Source organism: Catenulispora pinistramenti (assembly GCF_018274385.1).
Classification (GTDB): Bacteria; Actinomycetota; Actinomycetes; order Streptomycetales; family Catenulisporaceae; genus Catenulispora; species Catenulispora pinistramenti.
In genome coordinates this window covers 1-23765 of the sequence record NZ_JAAFYZ010000042.1, presented here as the reverse complement: position 1 = coordinate 23765, position 23765 = coordinate 1, and the positions used below count along the sequence as shown (strand labels likewise).

Sequence of the window (23765 nt, the reverse complement as noted above, 5' to 3'; positions counted from 1 at the left end):
CCGATGACGCCATTGGTCACGGCCCGGGTGGCCGAGGTCGTCGTTCGGCGGGGGGCCAAGGCCGGGTACGGGTCCGGGTACCGGATCACCTCCCGTCTGATTCTGACGGCCGGTCACGTGCTGGACGTCGACGGCGACGCCGACGTTGTCACGTCGTTCGAGATACGCCTGGGCGGCACCGACGTCCAGCTGCCCGCGAGGCAGGCGTGGCGCTCGGCTGAACACGATCTCGCGTTGCTGCGCCTGGACGATTCCGCCACGATCGACCCCGTGCCGCCGGTCGCCTTCGGCCTGCTGCCGGACGATGTCGGCAGCATCCTGTTCGTGGCGATCGGTTTCCCGGCCTACGCGTTCCAGGGCGAGACGGCCGACCGCCAGGGCCTGCGCCAGCGGGACAGCCGACGGATCAGCGGGTCCGTCCAGCTGGGTTCCAATCTGAAGTCGGGGCTGCTCGATCTGGCGCTCGACCCCGCCGGGCCCTCGGATCGGATGGGCGAGCCCTGGCAGGGGATGTCGGGCGCGGCCGTGTTCACCGGCGATGACGGGTTGCTCATCGGTGTGCAGGCAGCGCGGCTGCCCCGCGCCGGGACCGCGAACCTCCAGGGCGAGCCGATCGCCCGGGTGTTGCAGGATCCTGGTTTCCTCGAAGCCCTCGGCGGCGACGGGGAGTCGCCGCGCTCGGAGCAGATCGCCCTTCCCGGCGCACCGCCGGCGAACACCCAGCGGGCCGTGCTCCCGCAACAGCAACTCGTCGACGGGTTCAGCACTTTCAAGAAGAACCTCACCGCTGACGGGCTGCCCTTCGTCTCGCCCGGTGCCGACCACCCGGCGTACCCGAGTCTGCTGTTCGACAGGCTGAAGGACAAGTACTCCGGCGGCCGCGGCGTGCTGCTGGTCGGTGCCGCGGGCACCGGCAAGACCCGCACCGGCATCGAGGTCGGGAACGTGGCCTTGGCGGCCGGCTGGCGGGTGCTGCACGTCGTGCCCAGCGACGACGACGGAACGCTCGAGGAGATCATCGGGCGGGTGTTCGCCGAGCGGAGCTCGGTGCTGGTCGTCATCGACTACTTCAACGAGTCGCGGCTGGATCCGGTGCAGCTGCGCAAACAGCTGATCGCCGAGGCCAACCGCCGTAAGGACATGCAGGTGGCCATCTTGGCCTCGATGCGTCCCGGCGGGCTGCAACGGGCCGACCGGGCCCTGCTGCACCAGCTCTTCGACGAGGTGGAACTGCGCCAGGACGACTCCTTCCAGCGCCTGGTCGCCGAGAACGCGTTGCGGCAGCACGCGCCCGGCGCCATCGAGCAGCTCGGCATGCGGCACATGATGCGGATCTGCGGACGCCGGCCGATCATCGCGCTGCTGATCGCCCGCGGGATCGAACACCAGGTGCAGGTTGGGAAGCCGTTGCCGGAAGGCGCCGCGCTCCGCTCCGGCGGCGAACTGTCCGGATGGCTGGAGAGCCGGCTCAGAGAGGACGGTCTGACCGTCGCGGCTCGCGAGACGGCCTTCGGGCGGGTGCGGGCCTCATCGGAGTTGCTGGCCGCCGCCGCCGCGGCGGCCGCGTGCCCGCAGCCCCGCTACGAGGTGACGGCCGCCGCCCAGGCTTCCCTGGACGCGGCGGCCGGCTCTGCTCCCACCGCCGAGGACGCGGACCTCACCGCCGAGGACGTCGTCGCCACCCTCATCTCCTGGGGCTGGCTGGAACAGCACGAGGGCGTGGTCTCGGTCGCCCACGACGTGGTCGCCGATCAGCTCATGGAGTCCGTCCTGCTTCCGGAGCGCGGCATCGAACCGGATGCCGTCGGGACCCGCGCGCTCCTGGACGGCTGCCTCACCGATCCCCGTACCATCGGCCGCTTCGCCGTCAACGTCGGCCGGCTGGCCAATGACCTGGACCTCGCCAAGCGTTCCGCGGCCGTGACCCCGGTGCTGGACGACTGGTTCGCGGACAACGCGACCGTCATCGGCCAGATCCTGCGGCGCAGCTCGCGCGTCGGTGGCCACGCGCTCGGGGCCTTGTTCGCCGGCTCGCTGTGGTCTGACTCGGCCGTACGGTGCTGGGAAGAGGCTGTCGGCCCCTGGCTCGCCGACTACGGCGGCAGCGTCCATGCCCGCTACCTGCTGTCCAGTTGTCTGCACCCGCTCTCCCCGGCCAGCGTCGTGCGTCCACTGATACCCACCGGGCTGGCCTGGATCGGGGAGCACTGGCGGCTTCCCGAGGCCGGCTTCGTGCTCGCCTCGCTGCTGGAGCGGGACGATCTGCCGCCGCAGGCCGCGCAGGAGACCGTCGCGGTCGCCCTGAGCTGGCTCGAACGCCACCCGGTCGCGGCCGAGGCGTGGAACGTTCTCCGGCAGCTGCTGTACCGGACCGACCTTGAGCAGCCGGACAGCGGACTGGCCGTCGCCGCCGCCTTCACCTGGCTCACACGCCATCCCACCGCCGCGAACGCCAGGTACGTCCTTTCGCAGCTGCTGTATCGGACCGACCTCGGCCCGCAGGACAACGCCCGGGCCGTCGCCGCCGCCTTCGCCTGGCTCGAAGTCCGGCCGGACGCGATGGAGGCCAGATCCGTCCTGGCCCCGTTGCTCGCTCGCACCACCCGCGACGCCCAGTACGGCCGGCGCGCGGTCGCCGCGGCCTTCACCTGGCTGGCGGGCCATCCGACCGCGGCCGACGCGCAGTCTGTGCTTCGGCCGTTGCTGTACCGGACCCGTCTGAAGCTGTTGGACAGCGGACCGGTGGTCGATGCCGCCCTGGTGTGGCTCGGGCGGCACGATGCGGCGGCGCAGGCCTGGCAGGTGCTCAGGCCGTTGCTGCGCCAAGCGGACCTGGACTCGCGCGCCAGTGCGCGGACCGTCGCAGCCGCGTTCAACTGGCTGGAGCATCACGGTCCTGACATGGACGCGCACTATGTGCTGAGCGCGTTGCTGTCCCGCATGGATCTCGGTTCCGATGACGGTCGACGTGCGCTGATATATGCGTTCGACTGGCTCGGCGGCCATCCCAGCGCGGCCGTCGCCCGGTTCGTGCTTCAGCCGTTGCTGGATCGGACCGGTCTGAAGCTGTTGGACGGCCGACCGGTGATCGCCGCCGCGTTGGTCTGGCTCAAGCGTCACGATACGGCGGAGCTGGCCCGGCTCGTGCTGGCGCCGCTGCTGGTGCAGACGGACCCCGGCTCGCGGGCCGGGAAGCAGACGGTCGGCGCCGCGTTGGCCTGGCTGGACAAGCACGGTCCTGACTCCGACGCGCGCTTCGTCCTGGGCCCGTTGCTGTCCCGCTCGGACCTCGGTGCTGATGAGAGTCAACGTGCACTGATCCATGCCTTCGCCTGGCTCGACCCCGGTCACGCGCCCGACAAGAACGCCCAGGATGTCCTCGCCCCGCTCCTGCGGCGTACCGGGCTCGCCCCGCACGACGTCCGGCAAGCCGTCTCCCTGGCCCTGGGCTGGCTCGACGACCATGTCGGCGCCGAGGGCGCGAGGTCCGTTCTCCGGTCGTTGCTGGACCGCGCCGATCTCGCATCGCCGGACGCCGAACGGGCCGCGGTCGCCGCCGAGCGGATCGAACGCCATGCCATCGACATGGGTTCGCGGGCGGTCCCGGCGCCGAGGCCCAAACCCAGCGGCGGTGCGCCGCGCCCGCCGGCCCGGCCTTCTCCGGCCATGCTGGACCGGCGCAGGCAGCCCGGGCGGCAGACACCCGCAGGCCCGAACGCCTCGAACCGGCGGGCCGATCCCGGCTCGCGCGGGCTGGGCGCGCCGCTCAGCGCCACGCCGCCGGACGACTCGCTGCGCCGCTACGACCTGGCGATCCGGACCACCCGGTCGCCGTCGACGCCGCCGGGCCTGGCCTTGAACACCATCGACATCCCGTGGGGGTTCGGGGCCGACGCGGATCCGAAGACCGCGACGGTCGACGCGCTGCGCTCCAGCGGCCTGGCCTTGGGCGACACCGCCGCCACGATCGTCTTCATCGCCCCGCCGGGGACCAGGGGCCTGCCGGTGTACGCCGCGGTGGTGGGGTTCACCCATCGGTGGGTGGACGCCTACGCGGACGGCAAGGTGCTCGAACTCGCCGACTCCAGGTGGCACGAGGACGCCGGCGAGGTGGTGGAGCCCCAGTCGACCCTGTTCTGGGCCCAGGTGGGCGGTCCTGCTGTGGACGGCATGCTCACCGTTCCCTTTCCGCCCGATCCCGACGCGCGGATCGACGGCTACACGGCCGGGGTGCTCAGACGCGCGCCTCGGGTGCGCATGGTCCCGCCGGACTCCGCCTCCGCGGCGTTTCAGATGTTGGTCAGGGTCGCGGCGTTGCGGCCCAAGCGAGGCAGGTGGCGCCTCCCGGTGCTGTCCACCGGCACCGAGCCGCTTCCGGTCGGGAAGTCGACGCAAGGACAGGGTTTCGATCTGGAGGTGATCAGGCGTGCGGCGCACCAGTACCGCAGCGATGTTGTGAAGGAGGTGGAGGAGTTCGATGAGATCGTCCCGGCCCGCACGGTGTCGCCGCTGAACGTGCGTATCGCTGAGGCGAACGCGGCGGACCGGTCCGCGGTGCTGCGCCGACTCGGTGCCGCCCCGGTTGACGACGTGCGGTGGAGCTGTCCGCGCGACGAGGAGGATCACGGGATCCTCGTCATGAAGGAGCACGGCAGTGGGCAGGTCAGCTGCCCGCGCTGCTATCCACAACATCCGGTCGGGCTGGTGCGGCTCACCATGGACACCCTGCTCCTGACCCCCGACGAGGCTGCCGTGTTCATCCTGAACGACCCCGGTGGCAGTGCTGGACAAAGTGCCGACACCCCTGCCGACACCGACACCGACACCGACACCGACGACTTCCCGACGCCCGGGATGGCGGTGACCGCCCGCGTCGTCGGATCGACGCCGGACGCGTACCTGTGCACCCTCCGCCACCCGGTCACTGGCCGGGACTACGAGGCGCTGCTGCCGATGCGGGAACTGCACAAGGCCGATCCGGGCCTGCGCCTGGCCAGCGGACACACCCTGGTCGCGATGGTCTCAAGGCGACGCGATCTCACGGTCCTGATGGAGTCCTCGGCCCCTGAGAACCCGGCCCCGGCCCTGTCTGTCACCGCCTTCGCCCTGGTCGAGCGCGTCCTGGTCGGCTTCGTGCCCGAACTGGCGACCGGCGAGGTGGCGATCATGAAGATCGCCCGGGTCCCGACCGCCAAGACGAGGATCGCGGTCGCATCCACCACCCCGTCGAAGAACGCCAAAGGCTCTTTCATCGGTAAGGGCGCCGAGCGCGCGAACGGTTCCAGCCGCCTGCTCTCCCGCGGTATGGCCCACGAGGAGATCGAGATCGTCCCCTACTCCAGCGACCCGCGGACGATGCTGACGAACGCCGTCGCCTTCATCCAGCCGACCGACGTGCTCATCGAGGGCAAACGGGCGATCGTCGCGGTGCCCGAGCACCAGGTTCGCGGGAGCATCGGCCAGGACGGCCTGAACGCCCGGCTCGCCGGACAGCTCACGGACCTGCGCGTCCGGATCGTCCCGGACGGCACCGATCTCGGCCTGGCCATGGAGTCCGGACTCGATGAGGAGCGGGCCCGGCGCGACGACCTGGCGGATATCTGACTCCTGATGCCCTCGCCCGAGGGCTCAGCCCCGAGCCGGCCGAGCAGAGCTGCCCGACACCGCTTGAACCGGCTCGGCCGGAGTGTGTGTGCGCATCGTCCACATCCGCCACAACACCGCGTACCGTCCATCGCGCGCGAGCAGTTCGTCGTGCGTGCCCTGCTCGACGACCCGGCCGTGGTCCATGACCAGGACGCGGTCGCAGACGCGGGCCTGCGACAGCCGGTGCGCGACGACGACCGCCGTGCGCCCGCGCATCAATGCGGTGGCGGCTTCCTCGAGTTCATGAGCGTGCGCACTACCGGCCTCGGCGCTCGCCTCATCGAGCACGACGACCGGCGGATCGGCCAGCGCGATGCGGGCGAGCGCGAGTTGCTGGGCCTGGGCGGGGTCCAGGTGCAGGCCGTCGGGGCCGATCCGGGTGTCGAGGCCGTCGGGCAGGGCGGCGGCCCAGCGGGCGCCGGCGGTCGCCAGAGCGGCGCTGATCCGGTGGTCGTCGGCGTCGGGCACGGCCAGCGTCAGGTCCTCGCGCAGGGTCCCGGTGAACACGTGCGTGTCCTGCGCGACCATGCCGATCCACCTGGACCGGCCCGCTTCGCCGAGGTCCGCGCTGGCCACCGTCCCGCGCGCGTCGCGCAGCGCGGTCGTGCCGGCCGAGGACGGCAGCAGCCCGGCGAGGATCGCGGCCAGCGTGGACTTGCCCGCCCCGCTGGCCCCGACCACGGCGACCGACGTGCCGGCCGGCACGGTGAGGTCCATGGCGCGCACGACGTCGGCCGTGCCGTCATAGCTGTGGCGCACCCCGCGCACCTCGATGGCGACCGGACCGTCCGGCGCGCGCACGGACACCGGCTCGGCCCCGGGCATGCCGGCGACGCCGACGATGCGCGAGAGCGCGGCCCCGGCGCGCTGGACGTCGTCGAAGGAGCCGAGCAGCGTGCCCAGCGGATCGAACAGCCGGTGGAAGAGCAACGCCGCGGCGGCCACCGCGCCGACGGCGATCACGTGCCCGTGCACCAGCAGGGAGCCGGTGAGCAGGATCGCCGACAGGCCCAGGGCTTCAGCGCCGTTCATCGTCTTCGTCAGCCACAACGACAGCCTCAGGGCACTGATTCCGGCCTCGGTGGCGCGCGCCGAGGCCGCGGCGACCCGCTCGGCTTGCAGCGGGGCCATGCCGAAAGCCTCGACGGTCGCCGCTCCGTGCAGCGATTCCAGGATCGTCTGCGTGCGGTCCGCCGCCGCGCGCCGCTCGGCGGCGTAGCGCGCCCCGGCCTTCGGCAGGTAGCCGCGCAAGCTCAGTGCGTAGACCGGGAAGACGATGACGAAAGCCGCCGCCAAGCGCCAGTCCAGGGAACTGAAGCCGACGAACGACACGGCGACGGTCACCGCGGCCGCGAACACCTCGGCCAGCAGCGGCGCCGCCTCCGAGAAGATCTCCATGTCCTCGGTCACCCGCGAGGTCACGTCGCCGCTTCCGGCGCCGTGCACGACGGTCGAGTCCAGCGTCAGCACCCGGCCGAGGATCTTCTCGCGCAGCGCGGCGGTGATGCGCGCGGCGAGTGCGACGATCGCGCGCTGGGCCAGCGCGCTCAGGATCGCCCCGGCCACCCCGACCACGGCGAGCAGCGCGAGCAGCGGCCCGGCCGAGCCGCGGTGCCGGCTGCCGACCGCGTCGACCAGCGCGCCGAGCAGCAGCGGACCGGTCACCGTGGCCAGCGCGGCGGCGACGGTCCACACGCCGGTCGCCACGCAGTCGCGCGGGTGGCTCCGGGCCAGGCGCAGCATCGTGGACAGGGTCCGGCGGCCGGTGGCGACCGGCAGCGCGGTCATCGCAGCACCGCCGCGGCGTAGCCGGGCTCGGACATCAGCTCGGCGTGGGCGGCGTCGAGCACGGTGCCCTGCGCGTCGATGTAGAGCACGTGGTCGCAGCGGGAGAGCAGCGGCGGCGAGGTGGTGAGGACGACGGTGGCGCCGCCCTGGGCCCGGCGGGTCGCGATCAGCCGGGCGGCGACCTGGTCCTCGGTCACGGCGTCGAGGGCGGTGAGCGGATCGCTGAGCACCAGGACGGCCGGTTCGGCGGCGAGCGCGCGGGCCACGGCCACCCGCTGGCGCTGGCCGCCGGAGAGATTGGCCCCGGCTTCGGTCAGTTGTTCCGGCAGGTCCGCGGCGCTCGCGGTGGCCAGTGCCGCTCGCATCCGGGCCGGATCGGTGTCGCGTCCGGTTTGCAGTGCCTCGGTCAGGGTGCGCCCGAGCAGGTGGATCTGGTGCGGGACCACCAGGATGCGGAAATCGAGGCCGTGCCGCGCGATGGCGTGCAATGGCCGGCCGCCTAGGCGTGCCGAACCGGTACTGGGCGCTTGCCGACCGCTCAGGATCGCCAGAAGCGTCGCGGCCGCCGCGGGATCGACGGCGACCACGCCGACCGCGGCGCCGGGATCGAGTCGGAGTGTCAGGGCTCGAATGGGCCCCGCCGACACGTTCTCGAGGATCACAGGCTCCTGATCAAGCCCCGTCGGTGCGGCGTGGCCATGGCCTCGTTCGGCGTCGTCGCGTGGGGGCGTGCCGAGCAGCGGGGGAGGGCCGAGCAGCGGCGCGATGCGCGCCGCGCCGGCCCGCGCGGCGCTCAGCTGCTGCACGCCGAACGCGATCCTGCTGACCGGATCGCCGACGAACGAGGCCATCGCCACCACGGTCACGAACTGGCCCACGTCGATTCGCCCGTTAAAGGCCATCCACCCGGCCGCCGCCGCGATCGCCACCGTCACGAACGCCGTCGAGACCAGGCCGACGGCGGCGACCACCGCGTTCGCCGAGGCCGCGGCCAGGTCGGCGTCCAGACAGCGGGCGGTGGCCGCGCGGTAGCGGCGCAGCGCCTCCCCGGTGCCGCCGAACGCGCGCAGCGGCGCCAGCGCGCGCACCAGTTCCGCGGCGAGTGCCGCGGCCAGCCCGGCGGCCTGGGACCGCTCGCGCAGCCTGGCCTCCAGCCGCGGACTGATCGCGTCGATCCCGAGGATCAGCGGCGGCACGGTCAGCAGGGTGCCCAGCCCCAGCCACAGATCGATGCGCAGCAGCACCGCCGCGGTGACGGCCAGCCCGACCGCCCCGGAGACGACGTTCGACCGGGCGCGCGCGGCCTGCGCGGTGGCCGTGGCGTCGGAGGTGAGGACCGAGGCCCATTCCCCGGCGGTGCGCCCGGCCCCGGCCGCCGGGTCGGCGAGGATGCGGGCCGTCGCGTCGCTGCGCAGCCGGTGCGCCTCCCGCGACACGCTGCGGGCGTTGAGGTAGAAGGCCAGCCCGCCGCCGGTCGCCAACACCGCGAACAGAGCCAGCACGCCCGCGACGGCCAGCAGGGCGTCGGACAGGTCGCCGCCGGCGACGGCGTTCTGGACCGCCAGCCCGATCGCGAGTGGCACCAGTGCCTCGCAGGCCTGATGTACGCAGGAGCCCACGGCGGCGATCGTCAGGGGACGTGCTTGTCTGCGCAGCACGGTGCGCAGGACCTCGCGTGGCGGGGGTATGCCCGCGGTGCGCGCGGGTACGAACTCTGTCATGGTGGCGCCCTTCCTCGGTGGAACGGCGCCACGGTATGTGGGCGGGTGCGGGGGCTCAAACGATTCGGTGTCACCGAATCATGGGCTGTCGATCACCGGAGCCGATGACGGTTCCACGGCTGCCTGGAACAGCGCGAGCAGCACCTCACCGGCCGGTTCCAGCTCGTAGAAGACCTGCCGACCCGAACGCGTCCGCCGCGCGACCCCCGACGCCACGAGCGCGGCCAACTGCTCCGAGACGGTACTGGGAGCCAGCGCCAACCGCGTCGCGAGCGTGCTGGTGGTGGCGGGAACGTCCAGGGCCCGCAGGACCGCCGCCCGCCGCGTCCCGACGAGCGGCACCAGCCGATCCGGCTCGGCCGCCGACGGTGCGGCCGCGCCACCGGCCAGCAGCGCCGCCCCCCGCGCCTGGTAGCTCACGCGCAGCAGGTGCGGGTGGTCGGTCGAGCAGGAGACCCGCTCCTGCGCGAAGATCAGCGGCACCAGGAGCAGGCGCTGATCGACGGTGTGGTGCTTTGACTCCTTGAGCTTGGGCAGCGACAGGACCGGCTCCTCCCATACCGTGCGCCCGCCAAGTCCGCCGATCACGGACTCCGGGCCGTGGGAGGCCAGCGACCGGGCTCGCAGCAGCACCTCCTCGTCCAGCGCCGCGCGCATCTTCGGCCACACGGGCTCCAGTGCACCGCGCCAGAACTCCCCGAGCGCGTCAGCGAGCGTGTCGAGCGCGGTGGTGTGATCGTCGCGGAATGGCCGGAGCGGCTCGGGCAGCTCCGCGGGGTAGTGCCGCGCGAACTGCTCCTTGATCAGTGCTGCGGGCGTGCGGCGCAGCGCTTCCAGTTCCTCGGTCAACTCCGCGCGCGGTGCTTCGGGAACCGGATCGAAGAAATCCGGGGTCGGGCCGTACGTCTGCCACTCCTGGAGCAGCGCGTAGATTCCCAACGGGGCCAGGCGTTCGTCCGCTTGCAGGAGTTCCCACGCCTGCTTGGCCCAGCCGGTGTACGGCCACGCGGCCCGCGGCCCGCTGCGCTGGACCAGCTGTAGGGCGCCGACCGTCTCCGCCAGCGGGCTGATCGCGATCCGGGTGCGCGCCAGCGTCGCCGGATCCAGGTGGATGCGGATCATTCGGCTCTCCCGGGCCCGGCGCTCGCGGGCTCCAAGGCCGGCCGGAAGGTTCGGCGGTAGTGCGCGGGCGGCACCCCGTAGACGGCGGCGAACTGCGCGCGCAGGTTGGTCGCGGTGCCCAGACCCGCGCGGCGGGCGATCGCGGCGAGGCCGAGATCGGTGGATTCCAGCAGCTCGGCGGCCGATTGCAGGCGCAGGCGCTGCAGCCAGACCTGCGGCGGGCGGCCGGTCTCTTCGAGGAAGCGGCGGTGCAGAGTACGGGTGCTGATTCCCAGGTGCTCGGCCATCGCCGCGACGGTGACGGCGCGCAGGTTGCGCCGCGCCCACTCGTAGACGTCCCGCCTCGGAGCGGACTCGCCGACGCCGGTGGCGGCGGCGCGAATGTACTGCGCCTGACCGCCGTCCCGGTGCGGCGGAATCACGATGCGGCGCGCGATCTCGTTGGCGATCGCCGACCCGTGGTCCCGCCGGACCAACTCCAGGCACAGATCGAGGCCCGCGGCGCTCCCCGCCGAGGTCCACACGCCGTCGTGGACGTAGAGGACGGCGGGATCGACGTCCACAGTCGGATAGCGGCGGGCGAGCTCGTCGGCGTGCATCCAGTGCGTGGTGGCGCGGCGGCCGTCGAGCAGGCCGGCTTCGGCCAGGACGAAGCTGCCGGAGCAGATCGCCGCGATGCGGGCTCCGCGCGCGTGGGCTGCGCGTAGCGCGAGGAGCAGCTCGGCCGGCGCACCGCTGTGGGCTTCGGCCGACGCGGGGATGATCACGGTGTCGGCAGTGCGCAGGGCGTCCAGTCCGCGGCCGGCGGGCACGGTGATGCCGTGCGAGATGGTCTCGCCGGACGGGGTGCTGGCGACGAGGGCGAAGTCATACCAGTCCGGGACGAGGTCGTGGCGGTCCACGCCGAAGACCTCGGCGGCGATGGCCAGTTCGAAGAGGCGGACGCCCGGGATCGCTACCAGTGCTACTCGGTGGGCGTCTGATTCCTTGCGCATAGTGGCTAATTTGCCACTCACGCCGCCGCCTGGGAACCCCGCAGAGTGGCTGGTGATGACTACGGACTCCTCGGCAGCGCCCGCCACACCGATATCGCCCGCCACACCGATATCGCCGGCCACCCCGATATCGCCGGCCGCGACGGCTCCGGCCCAGCTCGCCCGGCATATCGGCCGGTGGCAGGGCACGGCCCTCTACGTCAGCGCGATCCTCGGCGCGGGGGTGCTCGTGCTGCCCGGCCAGGTGGCCTCGATGGCCGGGCCGGCGTCGTTGCTGTCCTGGGCGTTCGCCTGCGCGCTGGGAGTGCCGCTGGCCTGGATGTTCGCAGCGTTCGCGCGCCGCTTTCCGGAGGCCGGGGGCGTGGCGACGTACGTCGGCCGCGCGTTCGGCCCGACCGCCGGCGCCCTGACCGGCTGGCTCTACTTCGCCGCCGGCTCGTTCGGACAGACGATCGTCCCGCTCACCGGCGGCTACTACGTCGCCCAGGCGCTGAACCTGGGCAGCGGCTGGGCCTACCTCGTCGCCGTCGCGATCCTCACGGCCGCGGTGGCCGCGAACCTGCACGGTCGGCGGGTCAGCGCACGCACCCAGCTCGCCCTGGCCGCCGCGGTCGCCATAGCGCTGGTCGTCACCACGGCGGCAGCCGCACCACGCATGTCAGTACACAGACTCCAGCCCTTCGCACCCCACGGTCTCGGCCCGGTCGCGGACGGCGTCATCGTCCTGTTCTTCGCCTTCGCCGGCTGGGAGGCCGTGGCGCACCTCGCCGAGGAGTTCACCGACCCCGACCGGGACGTCCCGCGTGCCGTGGCGGCCACCATCGCGATCGTCTCAGTTCTCTACCTCGGCATCGCCGCCGCGGTCGTCCTCACCGGCACCTACGGCGATCCGCACACCGACCACGTCGCGATCGGCCTCCTCCTGCGCTCGGCCTTCGGACCCGGCGCGGACATCGCAGCCGCGGTCATCGCCGTCCTCATCAGCCTGGGCACCGCCAACGCCTTCATCGCCGGTGTCTCCCGCCTCGGCTACAGCCTGGCCCGCGACCGCTGGCTGCCGTACCGGAGCGCGTACATCAACCGGCGTTCGGTGCCGGTCGGCGGCGTCGTCACGGTCGCCGCGGTCGCCTACGCGGGGCTGGCCGCAGCCGCCGGCTTCGGGTGGGGGACTGAGACGCTGGTGGTCGTGCCCTCCACGCTCGTTGTCACGGTCTACCTTCTGGCCGCCGCGGCCGGCATTCGCTTGCTGCGCGGGGTTGCTCGTGGGTGCGCGGTGCTCACTGTGTGCCTTACGGCGCTCGTCATTCCGGATGCTGCGCGGCATGTGGTGATTCCGGTTGTTGTTGTCTTACTGGCGCTCTTGATGCGGTGGGTGGGTAAGCGACCTGCTTGAGCCGCTCCAGATCGTTGACCCGGAACCCGCGGTAACCGGTGCTCAGCACCCCGGACTCGCGCAGCTCCCGCAGGGCCTTGTGGACGGTGGGTTCGGCGGCGCCGATGAGGGTTGCCAGTTCGGGTTGGGTCACAGGCCAACGGAGGATGACCGTGTTGCCGTGTGGTTCGCCGTAGGTGAGGGCCAGGTCGTAGGCGATGCGGGCGACGCGGGTGGGGGCGTCGGTGCCGGCGAACTCGATGCGGTGGGTGTTGGAGGCGCGGAGTTTGGTGATGAGGGAGGCGCTGACCGCGGCGGCTATCGGGGGGTCGTCGCGCAGGGTGGCCAGGAACGTGTCGCGGGTGACGAGGCGGGCGACGACTACTCCGCAGGTGGTGACGGTGGCGGAGCGGGGATGGCCGTCCATCACGCCGAACTCCCCGACCAGGTCGCCGCCGACGCGGACGGCCAGGAGGGCGTCGCGGCTGTTCTGGGTGCGGCCGGTCGCCTTGACCACGCCGTCCAGCAGGATGAGGACGAACGTTGATTCGTCGGCCTCGCGGATCACTTTGCGGTCCGGCTCGTACTCCACCATCGTGCCCAGGGCCAGAAACCGTCGGCAGGCGGCCGGTCCGAGGCTGTGCAGCAGGCTGCGCGGCGGCCAGGCCCACGTTCCCGGTGCGGCGTTCATCGCTGCCTCCCCATGGAAGTTTTGAGCAGATCCCGTACTGGCACGGGATGAGAACCACGATTCCGCCCAATAGTGGTCAGGGCAAGGGCCCGCGGCACAGGGGCCTGCTTTGAGTGAAGGGGGCGCGAGGTGCAGGTGGGGGAGCTCGTCGAGCCCAGCCGGGGGAGCAGGCGCCTGTGCGCGGTGCTTGCCGGCGGACCGCTGGGACTGCTCACCGAGGTGTGCCGTCCCAGCGGGGGCGGGGGGTCGCTCGGCTTCGGCCGCCTGTACATCGGGCCGACGCCGGACGGGGAGGCGGCGGTGGCGCCGGTGGGGGTGGACGAGGTGCGGATCGTGCACGACTTGGTGGCGGTGGTGCGGCGGGGCTTGGGAGCCGGGGGATTCGGGGCGCGCGCCGGGGAGCGTCCCGAGGGCCCCGCACTCCTGGCGTTCAATGTCGGGATCGTCCGGGTGACGGGGGACGGCTTCGGCGGCGCCGGCCTGGCCCGGACGTGGGCCCTGGTGGGCCACCCGGCCGTGCGCCGGCGCCTGGACCGTCTCGCCGCCGACCGGCCCGCCGGCGTCGCGCCGCTGGCCGTCGTGGTGGCGACGCCGCTGTACGCGGACCTGTGTGACGAAGGGCTGGACGGCCGGGATTGGCGCGAGATACGTGCCGCCGGCGCCTGGATGAACTGGGGGACGAGATGAACGCAGTACCCGAATACCGAGCTCTGCTCGCCGTCGACGTCGAGGGCTCGTCCGGCCGCGGGAACCCGGCGCTGATGACCATCCGCCGGACGCTGGCGCAGGCCCTGGCCGAATCGGTGGAGCGCAGCGGAATCGTCTGGGAGCGCTGCCTGCGCGAAGACCTCGGCGACGGGATCCGCCTCATCGCGCCGGAGGGCGCCGGCCGGGCCGCGTTCATCCATCCCCTGATCGTCGAACTCGGTGCGCGGCTGCGGGCCCACAATCGTTACGCCGGATCCCTGACCCGGATCCGGCTGCGGGTCGCGGTCCACGCCGGAGACGTCATCGTCGGCCCGGACGGGGCGCACGCCGGCGCGTCCCTGGCGGTCCTGGCCCGCATGCTCGACGCGCGGGCAAGCCGCGAGGCGCTGAAGCGGGAGCCTGAGAGCACGCCGTTGGTGCTGCTGATCTCCGATCACGTCTATGAGGAGACGGTCCGGCACGGCTACCCGGGGATGGATCCCGGCGAGTTCGAGTCCGTCGAGATCGCCGAGAAGGAATACACCGCGCGGGGATGGCTTCACGTCCCGGGACGGCGGGCGCGACAGGCTGCTGATTCCGCCGGAACCGCCGCCGCGCCGGACAGCCGCCCGAACACCGTACCGAACACCGCACCGGATACCGCGGTCATGATCGTCGAAGCGCACGACCGGGCGCACGCGCACGGAGTGGGCAGCGGCACCATGAACGTCCACTACCACGGCGATGAGTGACACCGGGATCGTGGACGAGTTCGTGACGCTGGCGGCGCAGGCCGCGGCGGCGGTGGTGTCGGCCATGGCCACCGACGCCTGGCAGGGCGTGCGCGACACCGTCGCAGAACTCTTCCACACCTCACGACGCCGAAGGGTGGCGCTGCGGGCCCGGCTCGACGCCGACGCCTCGGTCCTGGCCCTGGCCTCGGAGTCGCCCTCGGCCCCGGCCCGCGAGGCGGCCCGGGCTTCGCTGCTGGACGCCTGGACCCGGGAACTGGCCTCGTTGCTGCACCAGGATCCGTCCCGCCGCGCACCGTTGGCCGGACTGGTCGCCGTCTACGGCGACGCCCCAACCCGCCAGGCCCGCGAAGGGAACAGAACCCTGATGACCCGTGAGGAATCCACCCGTCTGGCCGCGGTCGGCGGCGAAGCGCTGGTGCGCGCGATGCCGACGCCGTCCTGGCCGACGGCCAGGGATCAGGCGCTGACGTGGTTCGGCCGCGTGGCGCCGGACCGGATCGAGCTCTACCGGTCCTGGCTCGACGGCAACGTCGCGGAACTGCGCGACGCGGAGCCCGCCGACCTGGAAGACGTCCGGCGCGAACTGACCGCGCTGTGGCGCCGTCAGCTGGCCGAACTGCTGGTGGGGCACCCCGCCGAGGCCGGGGAGCTACGCCGGTTCATCGACCGCTTCTCGGCGGTCCCGTCCGACGAGCGCTCGGGCGGCAAGACGATGACCAACATCGCCCGGGACCGCTCGACCCTGTTCGCGGTGATGGACGGCGGCATCCACCAGCACTACGGATCCGACAACGATTCCGGCGCCGACAACGACAACGACCGCGACGAAGGAGGCTGACGATGAACTCGGGCGCAGGCCTACTGGGCCGGGTCTTCGCCGCCGTGGTGGTGATGGACGTGCAGGTCCCCGTTCCCGACCGCGTAGATCGTGCCGTCGTCGCTGGCCGTGTTGTGCTGGACCTGCGGGTTCGCCGGTGCGGCGGGCGCGGGAGCCGGGGTGGCGGTGAACGTCAGGTTCGTGATCTCCCCGCTCTGGACCACCGGAGCGTACTGATTCCCGCCGGAGACCGTGTTGGACACCTTCGATTCCATGCCACCATCCCCTCATCACCTCCATATTGCCACACATCGGATTCGGCGGGTGATTTTCTTGCTATCACAGAGTCCTGATATAAGCTGGGGGAGAAACCAGGACCGATCGGACCCGGGAGGACGGATGCCGCGCCGAACCCCGATCCGAACGGGCACCATCGCGAGAACGGCGATCGTGGCCCTGCCCATGCTGCTCGGGCTTTGGGCGCCGGAGCCGTCCGCGGCCTACTCGCCGGCCGTGCAGCTGGACTACACGTGTACCTTCCCGTTCCTCCAGCCCCAGAACATGGCTGCGACGGTCGAATGGGACTCGCTGCCCTCGCTGCCGGTCCACACCCTTACCCCCGTACTGGCCGTCGATGTCCAGGCCGGCGTCGGCGAGACCATCCCGCAGGACTTCGGCATGATCGGCGTGGCGAGTCTGGACGGTACGGCCGACGTGGCCGGTGCCGTGCTGCCGCCGCAGGGCGGGAGTGTCCCGGAACCGGTGACGTTGACCATTCCCCGGACCCCCGTCCCGGCGTCCGGGGCGCTGACGGTCCCGGCCCACGGCAGCACGCCGCGGGTGGGCTTCGACCAGCCCGGCACCGCGCGGATCACGGTTGGCGCGGTCACCCTGCACTTGCACGGTTACCGGTCGGACGGCTCGGAGTTGCCGGCCCTGCCCGACGTCCCCTGCCAGTTGAACCCGGCACAGAGCGACGTCCTGGCGACGTTGCAGGTAACACCCGCGCCACAACCGCCGACACCGCCGACGTCGCGGCCGTCCACGACCGGCGGCCACGGCGGGCCGACCAGCCACCCGCCGACCCCGCCGCGCAGCACGCCCGCGGGCTCCGGACCTTCGTCGGCATCGGCGCCCGCCACGACGCCGGTTTCTGTTTCCGCGCCCGCGAGCCGGACCACCGGATCGATCGGCTCCGGCCCGGCGAGCACTCCGGCCGGCGTGGCCGCGCCGTCGGCATCATCGCCGGCCGGCACGTCGATCAGCACGTCGGCCGACGCGGTCGCCGCCGGTCCGCCGTCCGCCATCGGCGGTACTGCCGCGTCATCGGAGCCGGCGGCCGACGCGACCCACGCCGCCGGCTCCGGCAGCGCGGGCTGGCTGTGGGGCGTGCTCGCGGCCGTGGTACTCCTGGCGGTCGGGGCCACCGGCTACGGCCGTTTACGGTGGTCGAGGCGCCGACGCGATGGCTGAGCCGAACGTCCGCAACGAGGCCGGCGGCACCTCCTACGGGCCGCTGGTGCAGGCCGGGAAGATCGAGTCGATCATCTTCCAGGGCTCCTTCTCGGCGGGCCGGATCGGCCAGCTCATCGAGGAGCTGGCGCAGGCGGTGCACCGCCGCTGGCATGACGAGGAGAACCTGCGACGGATCCAGGACCCGGTCCCGCTACCGGTCCGCTACGGGACGGCGGCCGAGGACCTGATCGACCACTGGGAGACCATCCGCAGAGTCCCGGCCGGGGAGCACGCCGCGCCGCTGGACCTGTCCGGCACGCTCGACCAGCTCGCCGAGGTCTACGAACGGGTGCCGTCCCGGCGGCTGGTGGTGCTCGGCCGGGCCGGTTCGGGCAAGACCATCCTGGCCCTGCGCTTCGTGCTGGACCGGTTGGACCGGCGCACGCCCGGCACGCCGGTGCCGGTGCTGTTCAGCCTGGGGTCGTGGGACTCCTCGGAGGTCCCGCTCAAGAGCTGGCTCATCAGCAGGCTGATCCGCGACCATCCGGGGCTGGCCGCCGCCGACCGGGACGGCCGGACGCTGGCCGCCGTCCTGGTCGACGCCCAGCTGATCCTGCCGGTGCTGGACGGATTCGACGAGCTCGCCGACGGCCTGCACCGCACAGCGCTGCGCAAGCTCTCGGCCGATCCGCTCATGCCGATGATGCTGACCAGCCGGATCGAGGAGTACCGGGACGCGGTGGTCGGGACCCGCGGGCTGTCCGGGGCCGCCGCGGTCGAGGTGCGTGATCTGACGCTGGACGACCTGGACGGGTACCTCCCGCGCACCAGTGCGAAGGAGGCCCCTGACTCGCGCTCCGGCCCCGATGCCGCCGTCGGCACGACGAAATGGCAGCACGTCCTGGCCACCTTGCGGGACAACAGCAACAACGGCAATGGCAATGGCAATGGCAACGGCAACGGCAACAGCGGCCATGGCGATAACGGCCATGGCAATAGCGGCGCCAACCAGGCCGGGGCCAACCTCGCCGCCGTACTGACCACACCGCTGATGGTCGCGCTGGCGCGCGCCGTCTACAGCGAAGACCACGACAAGTTCCCGACCGACCTGATGGACCCGTTGAAGTTCGGCTCGGTCGCGGCCCTGGAAGAACACTTCCTCGGCGGCTTCCTGCGGACGGTCTACGAGCAGCCCGCCGACCGGTGGCGTCCGGGATCGGCCGGCCGCTGGACGGCGGAGCAGGCCGAGGGCTGGCTGCGGTTCATCGCCGAACACCTGCGCCGGCTGGAGACCGGCGACCTGGCCTGGTGGCAGCTCGCGGCCACGATGCGCCGCCGGTCCCGGGCACTGCTGATCGCCGGCCTGGCCGGGCTCATCTTCGGCCTGGTCACCGGGATCGGGAACATCCCGATAGACCTGGTGGCCACCGACCACGGCCTCGGGTTCGCGCTCAAGCGGGGGCTGGCGGTCGGGCTGCTGCACGGCCTCGCGGCGGGCCTGATGTTCGGCACCGCGCACTTCGTCGCCGAGCACCGGACGGCGCTGAAACCCTTGCCGGTGCGGCTGCGCCGGTTCGGCGGCCCGCGCTGGTTCCGCGAGAAGCTGGCCGCCCGCTTGGGGTGGGGTATCGGTTTCGGGGCCTCGGCGGCGTTGGGCATCGTGCTGGTCGACCAGGTACTGCTGCCCGATCTGCACCTGGACGACGGGATGGACGGCACTCTGTCGGCCAGCCTGCTGATATTCCCGACCGAGATCGGCCTGGGGGCGGGCCTGGCGCTCGCCTTGGTGGCGGTGCTGGAGGCGCCGATCGACATCAAGGCCGCGGGCAGTCCCTCGGACCTGCTGCGGGCCAGCCGGAAGAACGTGGCGGTGCACCTGCTGGTGTGGGCGCTGGTGATCGGGCCGGAGGCCGGCATCGTGGCCGGCTTCCTCACCGGTCCGGTCCGCGCCGTCGAGATCGGCATCGTCTTCGGGATCGAGAGCGCGCTGGGCGCGGGCGTCGGCTACGGGCTGAGCCTGACGGCGTGGGGGCAGTGGGTCGCCGTGGCCCGCATCTGGCTGCCGTTGAACGGTGCGCTGCCGTGGCGGCTGGTGGCGTTCCTGGACGACGGCTGCCGCCGGGGCGTCCTGCGGCAGTCGGGGGCGGTGTATCAGTTCCGGCACGCGCGGCTGCGCGAGCACCTGATCCAGCATGCCCCTTCGGACGGCGGCGATCCGGGGACGCGGCGCGGGTGGCCGAAGGCTGACCGGGCCGAGTCGGCCATCGTCGCGTAAGGCTTCTCATATGCGGGTTCTGATGGCCGGGAATGCGATCATGCCCGTGTTGGTTCTCCCGGGCATGACCACTGGCGTAGTGCTTTCTCTGCAGAACTCGATCGACACCACTGTGCAGCTGGCACGGGAGGCCGAACAGGCGGGTACCCGCTCGGCGTGGTTCGGTCAGACCTTCGGGTACGACTCGCCCTCGCTCGCCGCCATCGTCGGCCGCGAAGTGCCCGGCCTGCAGGTGGGCACCTCGGCCATCCCCATCTTCGGTCGGCATCCGCTGTTGATCGCCAGCCAGGCCCAGACCGCGCAGGCCGCCACCGGCGGTCGTTATCATCTCGGACTCGCGCTGGGCACCAAGTGGCTGACCGAGACGGGTTTCGGCATCCCCTACGAGCGTCCCATCCGGCTGCTCCGGGAATTCCTCACCGCCCTGCGCCAGCTGATCGAGACCGGTAGTGCCGACTTCCACGGCGAACTGCTGACCGCCACCACGCCGTTGCCCGCGACCGTGCCGGGTGCCGAACCGCCGGTGCCGATCCTGGTCGCCGCCATGGGCCCGCAGGCGCTCCGGGCCTCCGGCGAACTCGCCGACGGGATCCTGCCCTACCTCGCCGGCCCCCGTGCGCTGGCCGAGCACATCGTCCCGCAGGTGCGCGCCGCGGCCGAGGCGGCGGGCCGCCCCGCGCCCCGGATCGTCGCCTTCGTGCCGGGGGTGGTCACCTCCGATGTCGAGACGGTGCGGCGCAAGGCGGTCGAAGAGCTGGCGTTCTACGAGCAGTTCCCGTCCTACCAGCGGGTCATCGAACTCTCCGGTGCCACCCGGGCCGGCGACCTCGCGGTCGTCGGGGACGAGGAGACTGTCGCCGCCGAGGTGCGCCGCTACCGCGAAGCCGGGGCGACGGAGGTGGTCTTCTCCTCGACCGACCTGTCCACCGCGGAGGACCGGCGCCGTACCTGGCGGTTGTTGGGCCAATTGGCGGGCAGCTGACGCGCGCGAACGGGCGGGGTGTATCTTGCTGCTTCCAGTCGGGCAGTCCGACCGCACTATGGCAGAACGTTGAACTGGCATGGAGAACGGGCGCCTCAGGGTTGAGACCCTCGGGCCGCTGCGCGCTTTCGTCGGCGACCGGGAGCTGGTTCTCGGCCCGCCGAAGCAGCGGGCGGTCTTCGCCGTACTCGCGTTGTGCAGGAACAACATCGTCTCGCGGGACGATCTGATCGACTACGTGTGGGGTGAGGCGCCGCCCGCCACGGCCACCGGAAATCTGCACACTTATATGTCCGGGCTGCGCAGGGCCTTCGATCAAGTGGGTGAGGCGCTGGACAGCTCCGGTTCGGGGTATTCGCTCCGGCTCGGTGCGGACGGGCTCGACGTCGTGGTGGCCGAGCGGGTGGCGGCGCGGGCGCGAGCGAGCCGGGCCGATGAGGACCGGGTCGCGGCGGTCGAGGCCTTCGACGAGGCGCTGGCGTGTTGGCGTCCGGGGTCGGCGCTCGGCGGGCTGCCCGGTCCGTTCGCCGCCGAGCATCGGGCCCGGGTGGCCGATCTGCGGTTGCGGCTGTTGATGGAGCGCGCCGAGGTGTTGCTGGAGCTCGGTCGGCCGACTGCCGTGGCCGAGCAGCTCCAGGACCATGTTCGAGCGAACCCCTATCACGAGCGGCTGCGAGGGCTGCTGATGAGCGCGTTGCACCGGAGCGGGCAGACCGCTGACGCGCTCGCGCACTATCGGGAGCTTCGTAAGCTGCTCGCCGACGACCTCGGGATCGATCCTTCGGTCGAGTCGCAGGCTCTGCACGCGTCGATGCTCGCTGACAGCACGGCACCGGTACTGGCATCGACACTGGCATCGGCACTCGCACCGGATCCCCTACTGGCACCGGACCCGAACCCGAACCCGAACCCGAACCCGAACCCCGACCCGGCGCCGACACCGGACCCAGCCCCGGCCCCGTCAGCGCAGCCCGAGTCGCTGGTCCGCCCGGCCCAGTTGCCGCGCGGTGACGCGAACTTCGTCGGCCGGGTCGAGGCGATCCATCAGGTCATGGAGGCCGCGCGTAATGCCGGGGGCCCGCAGATCGCCCTGATCGTCGGCGCCGGCGGCATCGGCAAGACCGCCCTGGCCATACGCTGCGCCCACCTGCTGGCCGCCGCCTACCCCGACGGCCAGCTCCACGTGAACCTGCGCGGCTTCGACCCCCGGCAGCCCGCGCGCACGTCGGCGGACGCGCTGCACCACCTGCTCGCCTCGGTGAACGTGAAGAAGATCCCTGATGGTCGCGATCAGCGGGCCGGGCTGTGGCGCAGCATCGTCCGGGACAAGCGCATGCTGATCGTGCTGGACAACGCCGAGTCCGCCGAGCAGGTGGAGGATCTGCTGCCCGGGGGCGGGCCCTCGTTCGTCATCGTCACCAGCCGCAACCGGCTCAGCGGCCTGTCCGTCCGATACGCGGCGCGCCGGGTCGCGCCGGGCCCGCTTTCCGCGGACGAGTCGCTGACGTTGTTGTTCACCGCGATCGGGAACGGGCGGGTGGACGGCGAGCTGGCGGCCGCCCGGCACCTGGCCGAGCTGTGCGACCACCTGCCGCTGGCGTTGCGGATCGCCGCCGAGCAGGTGTCGGCTGGAGCCGAGGTGAAGATCGGCGATGTGGCCCACGATCTGGAGAACGTGCGGGGCCGGCTGGATGCCTTGCGGCTGCCGGACGACGAACTGTCCTCGGTGCGCGGCGTCCTGTCCTGGTCCTACACCCGGCTCGACACCAAGACCGCCCGCGCGTTCCGTCTGCTGGGCCTGGTCCCGGGCGTGGGCATCCGGCCCGAGGCGGCAGCGGCGCTGCTGGCGCTCGCGCCGGCGCAGGCCGCCGACACGTTGCGGGACCTGGCCGGGCAGCACCTGCTGGAGACCACCGCGGGCAGCTACTGGATGCACGACCTGACCCGCTTCTACGCCGAGGAGACATCGCGACTCGGCGAGCCGGACGACTCCCGGCAACAGGCGCTGGAGCGGCTGCTTGAGTGGTATGTACGAACCCTGGCGCAGCGGTATCGGGCTACTCCTTCCATTCGGCTCCCGTTCACGCTCCAGGACGATTTCCCCTACGAACTGGTGTCCCTCGGCGGCCAGAGCGAACGGGTCGCCTGGTGTGCCCAAGAGTGGGACAACATCGCCCCGCTCATGCGCGCCGCGCAGCGGATCGGCCGCCACGATCGCGTGTGGCAGCTGTGCTACCTGCTCTTCGAGTACTTCTACGCGGCCGGGCAGGCCCGCGACTGGGTCGAGACCGTCCGCCTCGGCATGCGCGCCGCCGAACAGCTCCGGGACCACGTGGCCCAGGCGGTGCTGCACAACCATCTGAGCGTCGCCTACTCCCGGCTGGGGGAGAACGACGCCGCGGTGCGTGAGCTGCACAGCGCGCTGCGGCTCGTCGAGGACCTCGGCGAGGAAGCGCTGCGCATCAGCATCCTCGGCAACCTCGCCTCCACGCTGCGCGAGGCCAAGGACTACGCTGCCGCACTGCCGCACGCCGAGAAGGCGGTGGTGCTGGCGCGTGACAGTGGGCTGATCTACTACGAGGCCGGCACGCTCGACGTGTTGTGCGAGCTGTATGTGGAGCTGGGGGAGTTCGGCGAGGCGCTGCGCGTCGGGGAACTCGGACAGCAGGCGGCGCGGAGCTGCCACAACGCGATGCTGGAAGCGAACATCCTGATCGCCCTCGGCACGGCCGAGCACGGGCTGGGGCACGCCGACACGGCGGTCGAGCACTTCCAGGAGGCGCTGAGGCTGAGCGATTCCAGCGACGACTACCACGCGGCGCGGGCGTTGTTCGGCCTGGCCAAGGTGCAGCACGCCCAGGGACGGCAGGGACCGGCGGGCGGATTGGCGGCACGGGCGCTGGTGTTGTTGCGGGACCTTGACGCCGAGGACGTTGACGAGGTGGCGGAGTTCTTGCGGGGGTTGGACGGCTTGGACCGACCATGAACGTTCCGCCCCCTATCGTCCGCCGCCGTCCTCAGCCTGGAGCCGCTGCCACAGCAGCACCGCCTCGACCCGGCCGTCGGTGCCGAGCTCCCGGAAGATGCGGTTGATGTGGTTCTTCACCGTCTTCTCGGTGACGTGCAGACGCTCGGCGATCTCCGCGTTGCGTGCCCCGCGCGACATCAGCGTCATCACCTCGATCTGGCGCTGCGACAAGGTGATATCGCGGATACCGGTGCCCGCGCCGCGACCCGTACCGGTGCGCCGGGTCCTACCTGCGACACCTGCGACACCTGCGACACCAGCGACACCGGCGGCTCGCCGTCGCGGCCGGGCCGGCGGCGTTCCGCGCTCGGCGCGCGGTCGGTCTTCCTCGGCACGGATCACACTCAGGCGGTACTCGGCGCGCAGACTCTTCGCCGCCGGGACGGCGTTGTCGGCGGCGGAGCCCTCGGCGGGGGCGTGCGCGTGGGGGG

At 72.1% G+C, this 23765-nt stretch carries 16 protein-coding genes; 9 read left to right on the top strand and 7 right to left on the bottom strand.

The genetic code is table 11. The annotated features are described in order from the left end of the window. Positions 1–3: 3 nt before the first annotated feature. Complete coding sequence (locus tag KGQ19_RS14865) at positions 4–5604, top strand: trypsin-like peptidase domain-containing protein (RefSeq protein ID WP_212009721.1); 5601 nt, start codon at positions 4–6, stop codon at positions 5602–5604. Between the two features lie 24 nt (positions 5605–5628). Here KGQ19_RS14865 and KGQ19_RS14860 read toward each other — a convergent pair whose 3' ends face one another. From KGQ19_RS14860 to KGQ19_RS14845, 4 genes are all read right to left on the bottom strand, one after another. Next, positions 5629–7434, bottom strand: coding sequence for an ABC transporter ATP-binding protein (locus KGQ19_RS14860; protein ID WP_212009720.1), 1806 nt, complete (start codon positions 7432–7434; stop codon positions 5629–5631). Next, positions 7431–9155 (bottom strand): ABC transporter transmembrane domain-containing protein, encoded by a 1725-nt coding sequence (locus KGQ19_RS14855; RefSeq protein ID WP_212009719.1) that lies wholly within the window; start codon positions 9153–9155, stop codon positions 7431–7433. The genes KGQ19_RS14860 and KGQ19_RS14855 overlap by 4 nt, the downstream gene beginning before the upstream one ends. Positions 9156–9233: 78 nt before the next feature. After that, positions 9234–10277 (bottom strand): ArsR/SmtB family transcription factor, encoded by a 1044-nt coding sequence (locus KGQ19_RS51055; RefSeq protein WP_212009718.1) that lies wholly within the window; start codon positions 10275–10277, stop codon positions 9234–9236. Continuing rightward, complete coding sequence (locus KGQ19_RS14845; protein ID WP_212009717.1) at positions 10274–11272, bottom strand: GlxA family transcriptional regulator; 999 nt, start codon at positions 11270–11272, stop codon at positions 10274–10276. Before KGQ19_RS14845 ends, KGQ19_RS51055 begins: the two co-directional genes overlap by 4 nt. Before the next feature lie 55 nt (positions 11273–11327). On the opposite strand from KGQ19_RS14845, the gene KGQ19_RS14840 reads away from it, so the two are divergent. Then, the gene (locus KGQ19_RS14840) at positions 11328–12665 is read left to right on the top strand and encodes an APC family permease (RefSeq protein WP_212009716.1); all 1338 of its coding nucleotides are present in this window, start codon (positions 11328–11330) and stop codon (positions 12663–12665) included. On the opposite strand, the gene KGQ19_RS14835 is transcribed toward KGQ19_RS14840, so the two are convergent. Further along, a complete protein-coding gene (locus tag KGQ19_RS14835; protein ID WP_212009715.1) occupies positions 12574–13335 on the bottom strand; it encodes a Crp/Fnr family transcriptional regulator in 762 nt (253 codons plus the stop codon). The two genes, KGQ19_RS14840 and KGQ19_RS14835, sit on opposite strands and share 92 nt — an antisense overlap. A 129-nt stretch (positions 13336–13464) precedes the next feature. On the opposite strand from KGQ19_RS14835, the gene KGQ19_RS14830 reads away from it, so the two are divergent. The 3 genes from KGQ19_RS14830 to KGQ19_RS14820 are packed head-to-tail and all read left to right on the top strand — an operon-like array spanning position 13465 to position 15615. Further along, the gene (locus KGQ19_RS14830; RefSeq protein WP_212009714.1) at positions 13465–14022 is read left to right on the top strand and encodes a hypothetical protein; all 558 of its coding nucleotides are present in this window, start codon (positions 13465–13467) and stop codon (positions 14020–14022) included. Further along, positions 14019–14774 carry a hypothetical protein gene (locus tag KGQ19_RS14825; protein ID WP_212009713.1) on the top strand — a complete coding sequence of 252 codons (756 nt, stop codon included), beginning with the start codon at positions 14019–14021 and terminating at the stop codon, positions 14772–14774. Before KGQ19_RS14830 ends, KGQ19_RS14825 begins: the two co-directional genes overlap by 4 nt. Further along, positions 14767–15615 carry a hypothetical protein gene (locus KGQ19_RS14820; RefSeq protein WP_212009712.1) on the top strand — a complete coding sequence of 283 codons (849 nt, stop codon included), beginning with the start codon at positions 14767–14769 and terminating at the stop codon, positions 15613–15615. Before KGQ19_RS14825 ends, KGQ19_RS14820 begins: the two co-directional genes overlap by 8 nt. Positions 15616–15635: 20 nt before the next feature. On the opposite strand, the gene KGQ19_RS14815 is transcribed toward KGQ19_RS14820, so the two are convergent. Beyond that, the gene (locus KGQ19_RS14815) at positions 15636–15869 is read right to left on the bottom strand and encodes a hypothetical protein (RefSeq protein WP_212009711.1); all 234 of its coding nucleotides are present in this window, start codon (positions 15867–15869) and stop codon (positions 15636–15638) included. A gap of 175 nt (positions 15870–16044) precedes the next feature. Between KGQ19_RS14815 and KGQ19_RS14810 the strand changes: the two genes are divergently transcribed. The 4 genes from KGQ19_RS14810 to KGQ19_RS14795 all read left to right on the top strand — a co-directional run bounded on the left by KGQ19_RS14810 (position 16045) and on the right by KGQ19_RS14795 (position 23292). Continuing rightward, complete coding sequence (locus tag KGQ19_RS14810; protein ID WP_212009710.1) at positions 16045–17067, top strand: DUF6801 domain-containing protein; 1023 nt, start codon at positions 16045–16047, stop codon at positions 17065–17067. Further along, positions 17060–19324 carry an NACHT domain-containing protein gene (locus KGQ19_RS14805; protein ID WP_212009709.1) on the top strand — a complete coding sequence of 755 codons (2265 nt, stop codon included), beginning with the start codon at positions 17060–17062 and terminating at the stop codon, positions 19322–19324. Before KGQ19_RS14810 ends, KGQ19_RS14805 begins: the two co-directional genes overlap by 8 nt. Positions 19325–19388: 64 nt before the next feature. Continuing rightward, positions 19389–20306, top strand: coding sequence for a TIGR03564 family F420-dependent LLM class oxidoreductase (locus KGQ19_RS14800; RefSeq protein WP_212009708.1), 918 nt, complete (start codon positions 19389–19391; stop codon positions 20304–20306). A gap of 79 nt (positions 20307–20385) precedes the next feature. Next, positions 20386–23292, top strand: a complete 2907-nt coding sequence (locus tag KGQ19_RS14795) for an AfsR/SARP family transcriptional regulator (RefSeq protein ID WP_212009707.1) — start codon at positions 20386–20388, stop codon at positions 23290–23292. Between the two features lie 12 nt (positions 23293–23304). On the opposite strand, the gene KGQ19_RS14790 is transcribed toward KGQ19_RS14795, so the two are convergent. Then, positions 23305–23765, bottom strand: a 461-nt coding sequence (locus KGQ19_RS14790) for a helix-turn-helix transcriptional regulator (RefSeq protein ID WP_212009706.1), incomplete at its 5' end; no start/stop codon positions are given.

What these genes read in the sequence shown, in the direction of transcription:
- KGQ19_RS14800 (WP_212009708.1), top strand. Translation starts at nt 19,389, where the DNA reads ATGACCACTGGCGTAGTGCTTTCTCTGCAGAACTCGATCGACACCACT.
- KGQ19_RS14820 (WP_212009712.1), top strand. Translation starts at nt 14,767, where the DNA reads ATGAGTGACACCGGGATCGTGGACGAGTTCGTGACGCTGGCGGCGCAG.
- KGQ19_RS14815 (WP_212009711.1), bottom strand. Translation starts at nt 15,869, where the DNA reads ATGGAATCGAAGGTGTCCAACACGGTCTCCGGCGGGAATCAGTACGCT.
- KGQ19_RS14825 (WP_212009713.1), top strand. Translation starts at nt 14,019, where the DNA reads ATGAACGCAGTACCCGAATACCGAGCTCTGCTCGCCGTCGACGTCGAG.
- KGQ19_RS14845 (WP_212009717.1), bottom strand. Translation starts at nt 11,272, where the DNA reads ATGCGCAAGGAATCAGACGCCCACCGAGTAGCACTGGTAGCGATCCCG.
- KGQ19_RS14795 (WP_212009707.1), top strand. Translation starts at nt 20,386, where the DNA reads ATGGAGAACGGGCGCCTCAGGGTTGAGACCCTCGGGCCGCTGCGCGCT.
- KGQ19_RS14860 (WP_212009720.1), bottom strand. Translation starts at nt 7,434, where the DNA reads ATGACCGCGCTGCCGGTCGCCACCGGCCGCCGGACCCTGTCCACGATG.
- KGQ19_RS14865 (WP_212009721.1), top strand. Translation starts at nt 4, where the DNA reads ATGACGCCATTGGTCACGGCCCGGGTGGCCGAGGTCGTCGTTCGGCGG.
- KGQ19_RS14855 (WP_212009719.1), bottom strand. Translation starts at nt 9,155, where the DNA reads ATGACAGAGTTCGTACCCGCGCGCACCGCGGGCATACCCCCGCCACGC.
- KGQ19_RS14805 (WP_212009709.1), top strand. Translation starts at nt 17,060, where the DNA reads ATGGCTGAGCCGAACGTCCGCAACGAGGCCGGCGGCACCTCCTACGGG.
- KGQ19_RS14840 (WP_212009716.1), top strand. Translation starts at nt 11,328, where the DNA reads ATGACTACGGACTCCTCGGCAGCGCCCGCCACACCGATATCGCCCGCC.
- KGQ19_RS14835 (WP_212009715.1), bottom strand. Translation starts at nt 13,335, where the DNA reads ATGAACGCCGCACCGGGAACGTGGGCCTGGCCGCCGCGCAGCCTGCTG.
- KGQ19_RS51055 (WP_212009718.1), bottom strand. Translation starts at nt 10,277, where the DNA reads ATGATCCGCATCCACCTGGATCCGGCGACGCTGGCGCGCACCCGGATC.